The 12755-nt window shown below is 43.7% G+C and carries 9 protein-coding genes; 4 read left to right on the plus strand and 5 right to left on the minus strand.

From position 1 onward, the window contains the following. Positions 1–3 precede the first annotated feature (3 nt). Positions 4–810, minus strand: coding sequence for a glucosamine-6-phosphate deaminase (gene nagB / locus Xedl_RS39795; RefSeq protein WP_074022355.1), 807 nt, complete (start codon positions 808–810; stop codon positions 4–6). Positions 811–1181: 371 nt separating this feature from the next. On the opposite strand from nagB, the gene nagE reads away from it, so the two are divergent. The 3 genes from nagE to Xedl_RS39810 all read left to right on the plus strand — a co-directional run bounded on the left by nagE (position 1182) and on the right by Xedl_RS39810 (position 7964). Continuing rightward, positions 1182–3212, plus strand: coding sequence for an N-acetylglucosamine-specific PTS transporter subunit IIBC (nagE, locus tag Xedl_RS39800; protein WP_074022356.1), 2031 nt, complete (start codon positions 1182–1184; stop codon positions 3210–3212). A 158-nt stretch (positions 3213–3370) separates the two neighbouring features. Then, complete coding sequence (glnS, locus tag Xedl_RS39805) at positions 3371–5041, plus strand: glutamine--tRNA ligase (protein ID WP_074022357.1); 1671 nt, start codon at positions 3371–3373, stop codon at positions 5039–5041. Positions 5042–5258: 217 nt separating this feature from the next. Then, positions 5259–7964 (plus strand): beta-N-acetylhexosaminidase, encoded by a 2706-nt coding sequence (locus tag Xedl_RS39810; RefSeq protein ID WP_074022358.1) that lies wholly within the window; start codon positions 5259–5261, stop codon positions 7962–7964. Positions 7965–8121: 157 nt separating this feature from the next. On the opposite strand, the gene fur is transcribed toward Xedl_RS39810, so the two are convergent. From fur to ybfE, 3 genes are all read right to left on the minus strand, one after another. After that, on the minus strand, positions 8122–8571 hold the full coding sequence (gene fur, locus Xedl_RS39815) for a ferric iron uptake transcriptional regulator (protein ID WP_074022359.1): 450 nt from the start codon (positions 8569–8571) through the stop codon (positions 8122–8124). 184 nt (positions 8572–8755) lie between these two features. Next, positions 8756–9289, minus strand: a complete 534-nt coding sequence (fldA, locus tag Xedl_RS39820) for a flavodoxin FldA (protein WP_074022360.1) — start codon at positions 9287–9289, stop codon at positions 8756–8758. A gap of 174 nt (positions 9290–9463) precedes the next feature. Next, complete coding sequence (ybfE, locus tag Xedl_RS39825; protein ID WP_074018441.1) at positions 9464–9754, minus strand: LexA regulated protein; 291 nt, start codon at positions 9752–9754, stop codon at positions 9464–9466. 223 nt (positions 9755–9977) lie between these two features. Here ybfE and Xedl_RS39830 point away from each other — a divergent pair, with 223 nt between their 5' ends. Continuing rightward, a complete protein-coding gene (locus Xedl_RS39830; RefSeq protein WP_074022361.1) occupies positions 9978–10262 on the plus strand; it encodes a CopG family ribbon-helix-helix protein in 285 nt (94 codons plus the stop codon). Positions 10263–10556: 294 nt separating this feature from the next. Here the strand turns inward: Xedl_RS39830 and Xedl_RS39835 are convergent, their stop codons facing one another. Then, positions 10557–12755 carry a type I secretion system permease/ATPase gene (locus tag Xedl_RS39835; protein ID WP_083600256.1) on the minus strand — a complete coding sequence of 733 codons (2199 nt, stop codon included), beginning with the start codon at positions 12753–12755 and terminating at the stop codon, positions 10557–10559.

The raw sequence follows: 12755 nt of genomic DNA on the forward strand, positions 1-12755 counted from the left end.
AGTTTAGCTGGCGAACTCATTAATGATATCGGCCTCTAACTGGTGAAAATACTTCACTGTCTTTACTTTCAGTTCCAAAGTGGCGGGTTCATCGCAAGCAATAAGTGATTTTGGATGCATCTGGAGACAACTGATTGTCCACATATGGTTGATATTCCCTTCTACTGCGGCAAGCAGAGCTTGTGCTTTATTCATTCCAGTTGCCAAAATCATAACTTCTTCAGCATCCATTAACGTACCCACACCAACAGTTAATGCATATTTGGGAACTTGCTCCACATCATTATTAAAAAAACGGGAATTGGCAGTCCGCGTTTCAATGGTCAATGTTTTAATGCGGGTGCGTGAAGAGAGAGAAGATGCGGGTTCATTAAAGGCAATATGCCCATCATTACCAACACCACCCATAAATAAATGTATCTTGCCATAAGCCTTGATCTTATTTTCGTAACGCTGGCACTCAATATCAATATCTTTCGCATTTCCATTTAACAAATTGATGTTCTCTTTTGGAATATCAATGTGATTAAAGAAATTGTGGTACATGAATGAGTGGTAGCTTTGGGGATGATCTTCCGATAGTCCAACATATTCGTCCATATTAAATGTCACAACATGCTTGAAGCTCACTTTTCCAGCTTGATACAGGGAAATAAGTTCCTTGTAGGTTGCCAGTGGTGTGCTGCCTGTGGGAAGCCCAAGCACGAAAGGGTGTTCAGCCGTTGGATTGAATTCATTGATTCTGCTTGCAATATAGTGAGCAGACCATCGGCCAACATCACTTGCCGTCGTTAGGGGGATCAGCCTCATGATTACCTCTTAAAAAACATTCAATAAATTAATGACGAGAACTATGCACGATACACATGATTTTGAGATATCAATGCGGGGCGTGATAGCTGTGTGACAAAACTACACATCGTACTTGTTCTAAGTGGGGTCTTGTCGCATTCAATGTAATATAGATATTTTTAATAATAAAATAAGTTTTGCGTACTAGCTAGATTTTTGATTAAAAAATTATCAAATATGGTGATTTTAATCACGCGTTAGATGGATTTAATTTGCGTTACAAAATATTTTTTTTAGACTAAAAACGTATTAACAATAAATACATAAATGATGGCACCACACATTGATTAACTAAAAGATTCCATTAACGGAGCTTCAAGGGGGCATACGTGAACATTCTGAACTACTTACAACGGATTGGTCGGGCATTAATGGTGCCTGTGGCAACATTGCCGGCAGCGGCAATATTGGTTGGTGTAGGTTATTGGATTGATCCAACGGGATGGGGGGCCGATAATGAGTTGGCGGCACTGCTTATCACATCAGGCAATGCCATTCTTGATAACATGGGTATGTTGTTTGCGATTGGGATTGCCTATGGAATGTCGAAAGATAAAGATGGAGCTGCTGCACTGGCAGGACTTATCGGATTTATTGTTGTCATGAAACTATGTTCTCCGGCAGCGGTGGCAATGATTAAGGGTATTCCGATTGAGGAAATTCCCAAAGCATTTAGCAAGATTAATAACCAATTTGTTGGGATCTTGGTGGGGGTATTTTCCGCTGAACTGTATAACCGCTACAGTAGTGTAGAGCTACCTCAAGCACTGTCTTTCTTTAGTGGCCGTCGTTTAGTTCCTATCTTGAACTCTTTCTTGATGATTGTTGTGTCTTTTATCTTGATGTTTGTTTGGCCAATAGTTTATGACTGGCTGGTAGCATTCGGTGAGAGTATCACCAATCTTGGTTCCGTTGGCGCGGGTTTGTATGCCTTCTTCAATCGTCTGCTGATACTCATTGGTTTGCATCATGCACTGAACTCAGTATTTTGGTTTGATGTTGCTGGTATCAATGACATTCCTAACTTTCTTGGTGGACAGAAATCCATTGAAGCAGGAACTGCGGTTATGGGTATCACTGGCCGTTATCAGGCTGGTTTCTTCCCGATTATGATGTTTGGCTTGCCGGGAGCTGCATTAGCGATTTACCACTGCGCTCGTCCGGAAAATAGAGCGAAGGTTGCTGGTATTATGATGGCAGGGGCATTTGCGGCTTTCTTTACAGGAGTAACAGAACCGCTTGAATTTTCTTTCATGTTTGTTGCACCAGTGCTTTATGTTCTGCATGCCATCATGACTGGGATTTCGGTTTATATTGCGGCTGCCATGCATTGGATTGCCGGTTTTGGCTTTAGTGCCGGATTTGTCGATATGTTACTTTCTTCACGTAACCCGCTGGCTGTTCATTGGTACATGTTGATTCCGCAGGGTTTGGTATTCTTCTGCCTTTATTATGTTGTCTTCCGTTTCACCATCAAAAAATTCAATTTGATGACCCCCGGACGTGAGTTGTCAGCCACAAATGAAACTGATGGTTATGATATTGATATGGCGAAAAAAGAGAGCAATTCAGCGGGTTCCATTCAGGAAAAGGCCCATCAATACATTGCTGCTGTTGGAGGTTCAGACAACTTGACGAATGTTGACTCTTGTATTACTCGCTTACGTTTATCTGTGAACGATTCCAGCCTGGTCAATGAACAATTAGTAAAACATCTTGGTGCTTCGGGTGTTATCCGCCTGAATAAGCAGAGTGTCCAGATTATTGTTGGTACACGTGCAGAATTGATATCCAATATGATGAAAGAAATTCTGAAAACAGGTTATGTTGCAGCGGCAAAAGTAACCCTCAAGTCTGAGGCTGATGTTTTGGTGGAAAAAGAGGATGAGCCAGCAGGTAAACCCATTTTGACTTTAATTGCTCCTGTAACGGGTGAATTGGTCAAATTGGAAGATGTTCCTGATGAAGCCTTTTCCAGCAAATTAGTCGGTGATGGGATTGCCATAAGACCCACATCGAATATCATTTTTGCTCCTGTTGCGGGTACGGTCGTGAAGATATTTGATACCAACCATGCGGTATGTATTGAAACGGATAGTGGTATTGAGATCATTATTCATATCGGCATAGATACAGTCTCACTGAATGGCACAGGATTTGAGCGTTTGGTGGAAGAAGGGGAGAAAGTGAAAATAGGGCATCCTCTATTGAAGTTAGATCTGGATTATTTAAATGCACATGCAAAATCAATGGTCAGTCCTGTGATTATCAGCAATATTGATGATTATGTTGGTGTGAAAATTCTTACTAAGGGAAATGTAATCGCTAATAAGTCAGATTTATTTCAAGTAATGCAATAAGTTAATGCACATAACATTTTATGTCATAACGAGTTAAAAAAAGTTGAGCCGATACAATAAATAAACCATTTCCCACGAACAAAGTATTGTTTCTCGGTTCAGCTTATTAGATTATAGAAGGTTATGTTGAAGCGCTTTTTGCATTGAGGAAAAAAACGATGAGTGAGGCAGATGCCCGCCCGACAAACTTTATTCGTCAGATTATTGACGAAGATCTGGCAACTGGTAAACATACATCCGTACATACCCGTTTCCCACCTGAACCCAACGGTTATCTGCATATCGGCCATGCCAAATCGATCTGCCTGAATTTCGGCATCGCTCAAGACTATCAGGGACAATGCAACCTACGTTTTGACGATACAAACCCCGTCAAGGAAGATATCGAGTACGTTGAATCGATTAAAACTGACGTTCAGTGGTTGGGATTCCAGTGGAGTGGGGATATTCGCTACTCTTCCGACTACTTCGATATCCTGTATCAATACGCTATTGAATTAATCAATAAAGGCCTGGCGTATGTCGATGAACTGAGTCCTGAAGAGATCCGTGAATATCGCGGTACGTTAAAAGAGCCAGGCAAAAACAGTCCATATCGTGATCGCAGCGTAGAAGAAAACCTGGCGCTGTTTGAAAAAATGCGTGCCGGTGAATTTGCTGAAGGCAAGGCGTGTTTGCGTGCCAAAATTGATATGGCATCCTCGTTTATTGTTATGCGTGATCCGGTAATCTACCGCATCAAATTTGCAGAGCATCACCAGTCAGGCAATAAATGGTGCATCTATCCGATGTATGATTTCACGCACTGTATTTCCGATGCGCTGGAAGGGATCACCCATTCCATCTGTACACTGGAATTCCAGGATAACCGCCGTTTGTACGATTGGGTATTGGATAACATTACGATTGATTGCCATCCACGTCAGTACGAATTCTCGCGCCTGAACCTGGAATATACGGTGATGTCCAAGCGTAAGCTTAACCAGTTGGTGACAGAAAACATCGTTAATGGTTGGGATGACCCACGTATGCTAACTATTTCTGGGTTACGCCGTCGTGGTTATACTGCGGCAGCTATCCGTGAGTTCTGTCGCCGTATTGGTGTGACGAAACAGGATAACAACGTTGAAATGGCGGCATTGGAATCCTGCATTCGTGATGATCTGAACGAAAATGCACCGCGCGCAATGGCGGTTCTTGATCCGGTGAAACTGGTGATTGAGAACATGCCAGAAGGTGAAGTTATTCTGACGATGCCTAACCACCCGAACAAACCAGAAATGGGCAGCCGTGAAGTGCCATTCAGCCGTGAATTGTACATTGACCGTGCAGATTTCCGTGAAGAAGCAAACCGTCAATATAAGCGTCTGGTTCTGGGTAAAGAAGTCCGTCTGCGCAATGCTTACGTGATTAAAGCAGAGCGAGTTGAGAAAGACGCGGAAGGCAATATCACGACAATTTATTGCCAGTATGACGAGCAAACCCTGAACAAAGATCCAGCCGATGGTCGCAAGGTTAAGGGGGTCATTCATTGGGTAAGCGCAGCACACGGTGTACCGGCAGAATTCTATCTGTATGACCGACTGTTCAGCGTGGCAAATCCAGGGGCAGAAGATGACTTCTTGTCTACTATCAATCAGAATTCGCTGGTGATCCGTAAAGGATTTGTCGAACCAGGGTTGGCAAATGCATTGCCAGAAACAACCTATCAGTTTGAGCGTGAAGGTTATTTCTGTGCTGATAGCCGTCTGTCAAGCGCTGAACATCTGGTCTTTAACCGAACGGTTGGCTTGCGCGATACTTGGGCAAAAATCTCACAAGAGTCATAACCTCACTAAGATAATGTGATCCTTTCCACAAAAAAGCGTGATTATTTTCACGCTTTTTTGTGCTTGATAGCCCCGTAATGAAAATTAACCCCTTCATCTAAGATTAAAAATTGCCTTATAGTCACATATTATATAGGGTTATTTCCTGGCCAGACTTGTATATTATTTACCCAAAGCTTACCCATCGAAAAAATAATAAGTTCGGACGAGGTAATTTATGAAACCCATTAAATTACGTACCTTGGCAGCATTTATCACGGCAGTTGGATTTATAGGCAGCGCTCATACAGAAATGACATCGGCAATGTCGCCGCAAAATCCAATGTCATCACAACAGATCGTGGATTTACTCAGTCAGTTAAAAGTCACTTTCAAAGTCATTGATAATCAGGCGGGTTCACATGGTACAGATTGTGCCATTCTTGGCGCTGATTCGGCGGCCTGTAATCGGGTCAACATTATCTTGAGCAATGGTGATCAGGCAATCAACTCTTCCGATTGGGCGCTCTATTTTCACAGTATTCGCCAAATCCTGAAATTGGATAATGATCAATACAAAATCACCCATATTACCGGTGACTTACATAAACTGGAGCCAACGAAACAATTTACGGCCATCAAAGCCAATGAAAAGATCGTGCTACCCATTATTGGTGAATATTGGCAGATTTACAGTACAGATTTTATGCCGCGTTGGTATGCAACTTCCGGTGATGCGACGCCCAAAATTTTGGCAAATACTAATACAGAAAACATCAGCGAATTTTTATCTGATCTGAAAGGTGAACAGTGGCAACGAACCACAACGGATAACAATACCCTGATGACGCCTGAAAACCGCTTTGCAAAAAACCAACAAGTGGCAACGATCAGTGAAGATAAACTGCGAGGGCAGATTATTCCGACACCGAAAGCGCTTTCCGTTCATTCTCAGGATGTGGATTTATCCCGTGGCGTGAAATTAGAGTTAGGTGGGTTGAGCGGTGAATCTATTAACGTGATCAGGGAGCGTTTCAAAGCTCGTGATATTCATTTAACGGATAATGGTTACCGAATAGCGACTCAAATCAACGCAAACCAATTTACCAAGCCTTGGCGAATAAAAGGTGCGTATTTATTGGAGATTACCACCAAAGGGGCACAAATCATCGCATTTGATCAATCTGGTGTATTCTATGGCCTACAATCGCTATTTTCCTTACTTCCTGCCAATGGTATGCCAAAGATTGCGACACTGACGGCAAAAGATGCTCCACGGTTTGAATATCGTGGTGTGTTTCTTGATGTTGGGCGAAATTTTCATAGTAAAGAAGCTGTCTTGCGTCTGCTTGATCAAATGTCCCGCTATAAATTGAACAAGTTTCATTTCCATTTGAGTGATGATGAAGGTTGGCGTTTAGAAATCCCTGATTTACCGGAATTGACTGAAATCGGCAGTCAACGTTGCCATGATTTGAGTGAGACTCAGTGCTTATTGCCGCAATTGGGATCAGGGCCAGAGAATAACAATATGGGAAGTGGCTATTTTAGCCGTCAGGATTACATTGATATTCTGAACTATGCCAAAGCCCGCCAGATAGAAGTGATCCCAGAAATTGATATACCCGCCCATGCTCGTGCCGCAGTGATGTCGATGGAAGCGCGTTATAAGCGGCTTATGGCGCAGGGCAAAGAGCAGGAAGCCAACGAATATCGTCTGCTTGATCCGACAGATACCTCGAATACCACCTCCGTGCAATTCTATGATCGCCACAGTTATCTTAACCCGTGTATGGACTCTTCAAAACGGTTTATCGATAAAGTTATTAGCGAAGTTGTTGCCATGCACCAAGAGGCCGGTTTGCCGTTGAATACATGGCATTTTGGTGGGGATGAGGCGAAAAATATTCGTTTAGGCGCGGGATACCAGGATAAAGACGAACCGAGTGTGCCAGATAAGGGCATTATCAACCAGAAAATCGAAGACAAACCGTGGGCAAAATCTCAGGCTTGTCAGAAGATGATAGCGCAAGGTGTCATTAAAGATGTTGATGAACTTGCCAGTTATTTTGCCATTGAAGTCAGCAAAATCGTCAATGCTCACGGTATCAGCACCATGCAGGCGTGGCAGGATGGCCTGAAACAGGCTAAATCGGCAAAAGATTTCGCCACTAAACATGTTGCGGTGAACTTTTGGGATACCCTGTATTGGGGAGGTTATGATTCTGCCAATGACTGGGCAAATAAGGGCTATCGGGTTGTTGTTTCCAGTCCTGATTACGTCTATCTGGATATGCCATACGAAGTCCATCCGAAAGAGCGGGGCTACTATTGGGCAACTCGCTTTAATGATGAGGCAAAAATTTTCAGCTTTGCTCCGAATAATATGCCACAAAATGCTGAAACCTCGCTGGATCGTGATGGCAATTACTTTAGTACTCATAGCAATAAACGCTGGCCAGGGGCTTATGGTATGTCGGGGCAATTATGGAGTGAAACCGTGCGCACCGATGATCAAATGGAGTATATGATTTATCCACGTTTACTGCCGCTGGCAGAACGGGCATGGCACCAGGCAGAGTGGGAGCAGAATTATCAGCAAGGCAGGGAGTATAAAGGTGGAATAACGCACTATGTTGATACGGTTCTTCTGCAACAAAATTGGGAACGCTTTGCCAATCTGATCGGACAGCGTGAGCTAGCGAAGCTGGATAACGCCCAAATTTCATATCGTTTGCCAGTGCCGGGTGGCAGAATTGTTTCTGAAACACTGGAAGCCAATATCGCATTGCCAGGGGTGGTTATCCAATACTCATTGGATAATGGAAAAACATGGCAGGATTACAATGACAGGCAGCGACCTCATGTCAGCGGCAAGGTGAAAATTCGTTCTGTCAGTACTGATGGAAAACGCTTTAGCCGTATCGATGAAGTTAAATTCTAACGGCTGCTTTTGAGCAATGAGGGGAAACCAGAGCAGAAGATTGATAAAGTAACCTGCCGATTAGTTGGAATTCTAATCGGCAGTAGCTTATTCAGACGAACAAACACCAGAAGTGGATTATTTCAGTTGCCTTATTCGGTGCTTGTTTATCTATCTATCATGCTTTTTCATCATGCAGCGCGTTATCTTTGCGGCAATCACCAGCAGCACAGTGACCATATAAATAAAGACTGTGGTTTGAGAGCTTAATGCCATAACGCTCAGCAATATTTTTCTGGCGCTCTTCAATAAACTCATCACTAAATTCAATGACCTTACCGCAGTCGAGACAAATCAGGTGGTCATGGTGATGTTGTTGGGTGAGTTCAAAAACCGATTTACCGCCTTCAAAATTGTGGCGTGTGACAATGCCGGCATCATCGAACTGGTTCAACACGCGATAGACAGTGGCGAGGCCAATCTCTTCACCGATATCAATCAGTTTCTTGTAGAGATCTTCCGCACTGACATGATGGCATTCTGGGTCCTGTAGCACTTCCAGAATTTTCAGTCGTGGAAGTGTTACTTTAAGTCCAGCATTTTTCAATGCTTTATTGTTGTCGGTCATGCGGATTCAGTCCTGTAACTTGAGTTAAGTGAACTTGTGATACTTGGGTATCGTGAGGGAATCATGATTCTGTTTCACGTTGCTGATTATAGGCATGGATATTAAAAATGAAAACCATGCCTATTCAGATATCATGACACATTATGCAAGAATAATCCTGCCTGAAAGGGCTTTTATCTTCTTATTAAGCAATTAGAATTTCTGATAGGCTCACTTCAGCCTTGATCTGTTGTACCCAGGCTTCAACGCGCTCATCCGTCAATTCTGGTTGACGATCTTCATCAATGGCCAAACCAATAAAATGGTTATCGTCGGCCATGCCCTTAGAGGCTTCGAAATGATATCCTTCGGTTGGCCAGTGACCTACAATAATGGCGCCACGAGGCTCAATAATATCGCGAATGGTGCCCATAGCATCACAGAAGTACTCTGCATAATCTTCCTGGTCACCACAGCCGAACAAAGCAACCAGTTTCCCTTCGAAGTTGATCTCTTCCAGTGTTGGGAAGAAATCATCCCAGTCACACTGGGCTTCGCCGTAATACCAGGTTGGGATGCCAAGCAGCAGGATATCGAAGGCTTCAATGTCTTCTTTGCTGCTTTTGGCAATATCGTGGACTTCAGCAACATCAGCACCACCCAATTTTTCTTGGATCATTTTGGCGATGTTTTCTGTGTTGCCTGTATCGCTACCGAAGAATATACCTATTATTGCCATAAAATGGGTTAACCTCTTGTTTTATTTGTGTATTAAATCTATACACATCACGCTGAAATCAGCTAGAAAAATGTCAGTTTCAGTAACATGAAAAGCGTTATTTTGACCAAACATCCATGACAAATCTGTCAGATTTGTGTGGTGATACCGCTTCATTGTGTTTAATAAAAGCCGTTAATCGGCAAGGTGATTTTTTTCTGTCAGTTGAGCTAATAACATTTGTTCAATCAATTCACTGCGGCTAATGTTGCGCTGTTTTGCCAGATGGTTTAGTGCGTCGACGGCATCTTCATTGAGTTTGAGTTCCACTCGACGTAGTCCTTTGACTTTATCTCGTCGCAACTGATTGCGCTTATTGATTCTAAGCTGTTCATCCCTGGACAGCGGGTTTGTTTTAGGTCGCCCAGGCCTGCGTTCATCTGCGAACAAATCCAGTGTGGTGCGATCAGTTTGTTCTTTTGCCATAAATTCAATTGATAATGGGCGTGTACCAATAATATAGCGGGCAATAATACCTTAGCTGGACGTGTGTCGCTACTAGTTGATGGGAGAGATTGTTGGGATGGTTCAAATGTTATGAGTATGTTTTGAGTGAAATTTGAACTCTTACCTTGCGAGTTTTTCTCTCTAGAGTTAGCATGTATTACAATGTAACACATGCTATATAGGTAACTATTGAGGTATAGCTATGAGTGAAACGACATTTACATTTAGGGTCGATGATACACTGAAAAGCGATTTTTCAACGGCAGCAAAAGCACTTGATCGTACTGGTGCACAGCTTTTGCGCGAATTTATGCGTGATTTTGTTCGCAAACAGCAAGAAGCGGCGGATTACGATGCTTGGTTTCGCGAACAGGTTCAAATAGGTATTGATGATGCCAATATCGGAAATTTGATGTCAGCGGAAGAAGTTGAAGCTGACGCAAATGCATGGCGCACGGAAATCCGAGAGAAACTGGCTAAGAAATGAAAATTGTATGGACGTTATCAGCCAGTACTGACAGAAAAAAAATTCGTGAATATATTTCACTAGATAATCCGGTAGCAGCTTTGGACTGACGTCGCGGACGTATTGTTGGTACACGTGAGCTGGTTATTCATCGTCATTATGTTTTAGTCTATGACATAAAGAATGAATCAGTTAGGATCCTCGTTTGTTCAAGCCAATTAGTGAATTGAATGTGACCGCTTAGGCGGTCACGGAATACCCGCTTCGGAGTGACAAAACAAGTCTCATATCTTCAATAAATTTCTTTTTCAGTCATCACTTCGTTTGTTGATACCAAAGTTGTGCATATAAACCATCTTGTTGTATCAGGGCATCATGTGAACCTGATTCAGCGATTTTGCCCAAATCTAAAACGAAAATCTTATCAGCGTGGCGAATAGTATTCAGCCGATGAGCAATGCTGATCACAGTTCGGTTTCGGCATATTTCAGCCATATTACTCATGATGGCAGCTTCGGATTCATAATCCAGTGCGGAGGTCGCTTCATCAAGGATCAGAATTTTGGGATCATTGAGCAATGCCCTTGCCAATGCGATGCGCTGCCGTTGTCCGCCAGAAAGGTTGCCTCCTTTTTCGCCAACAGGATGGGCAAATTTATGTGGAAATGTATTGATGAAATCAACCGCACCCGCTAAGGTGGCAGCCCGATAGACTTCCTCATCGCTGGCATTGGGCTTACACAGGCGGATATTGTCCGCAATGCTGCCGGAAAACAGGATGCTCTCCTGCAAGACCACGCTCATATTACGGCGCAGTGACACTGGGTCGGCAATTGCTAAATCCATGCCATCCACCAAAACCTGACCGTGTTGTGGCACATAGAGGCGCTGTAACAGGCGGGTTAATGTACTTTTGCCGGAACCTGATGGCCCCGTAATGCCAATAAATTCTCCGGCCTTAATTTCCAGTGACAAATTTGCCAGCACTTCTGGCGTATCGGCATGATAGCGGAAACGTATATTGCGGAATTCAATCTGGCCTGCCAGTTCAGGTGCTGATGCCAGCCCTTGTTTACTGCTTTCCATCGGTTCATCAAGAATATCACCCACCCGTCGCAGGGCAATCAGGGTATGCTGAAAGTCTTGCCAGACTTGTGCCAATCTTAGGATGGGTTGGGTAACATGCCCCGCCAGCATATTAAAAGCAATTAATTCACCAGGGGACAACTCTCCATCAAGCACGCCCCGAACTCCCCACCATAAAAGCAGAGCAGCAACCACTTTTTGGATCAGCTCAATCCCTTGTCCCGCAGCCAGTCCGCTTTTTTGGGCTGTAAAACGCTGGATTAATTGCTCGCTCAATACTTTTTGCCATTGGTACAAAAAACGCTTTTCTGTCGCCGTGGTTTTGATGGTTTCAATTCCCGTGACGGCTTCTGTCAGGAAGCTGGTGGCATTGGCATCGGCTTCATACTCTTTTTCTACCTTGCGACGAATAATGGGCCCGACGGCGATCCAGAGTAAAAAATAGAGAACCAGTGAACTGATTACAAGCCATGTCAGCAGGGAGGAGTAATGGAACATCACACCCAGAAACAGAATGATGAAAATCAGGTCAAGCAACAACATTAGGGTCGATCCGGTCAAAAATTGGCGGATCTGTGCCATCTCCCTGACTCTGGCGATAATTTGTCCGGTCTGCCGCTGTTTGAAATAGGGCAGGGGCAAACCTACGAGATGGCGATACAGTTTGCCGGAGAGTTCCGCATTGATTTGGCTGGCCATATGCCCAAACACGGTATTGCGCAGGAAGCCATACAGGGGTTCTGCCAATGCCAGTGCCAGCATCGCCATACCTAAAACATGCAGGCTGGAAATACTCCGTCCAACCAGCACCTTATCTATGACATTTTCAAATAACAAAGGCGCTGCTAATGCTAAAAGCTGCAACATAATGGCATACAGAAAAATATCCCGTAACTGGCTTTTTTGCCTGAAAATGGAGGGATAAAACCAGCTTAGACCAAATTTAACCTGCTGCTTGGTCAGGGATTTATCCGCTATTAGCAGCACCTTGTATTCGTATCCACTATGATCCTGTTCGCCACGCATTGGAGGAGCCAGTGCACGTACTTCATATTTTCCGGTAATAGGATCGAACACCTTAAATGTGTCAGGATGGATTTCTGACAATACCCACCAGCGCTTATCCAGTTTAATCAATGCAGGTAAAGGTAATGTAGTGGCGGTATCCGGTGTCAGGCGTTCAAACTTGCTGTGTAGCCCAATGGCATCTGCGGCTTCACGTAGCTGTGGATCTGTCAGTGCAAGAGAGTCTACACCCAGAATATGATGCAATTGCCCGACAGAGGCCACTTTGTGGAACTGTTTGCCTAAGTGGGCGATACAATCCAGGGCATAATTGTTTGCATTGATATCACTATTTGCGCCGATTGTGTGGTCGGTTTTTGGGTCTGTATCTGTACTACAGGTGAAGGAAAAAGTATCAGCCAT

The organism is Xenorhabdus eapokensis (assembly GCF_001908105.1).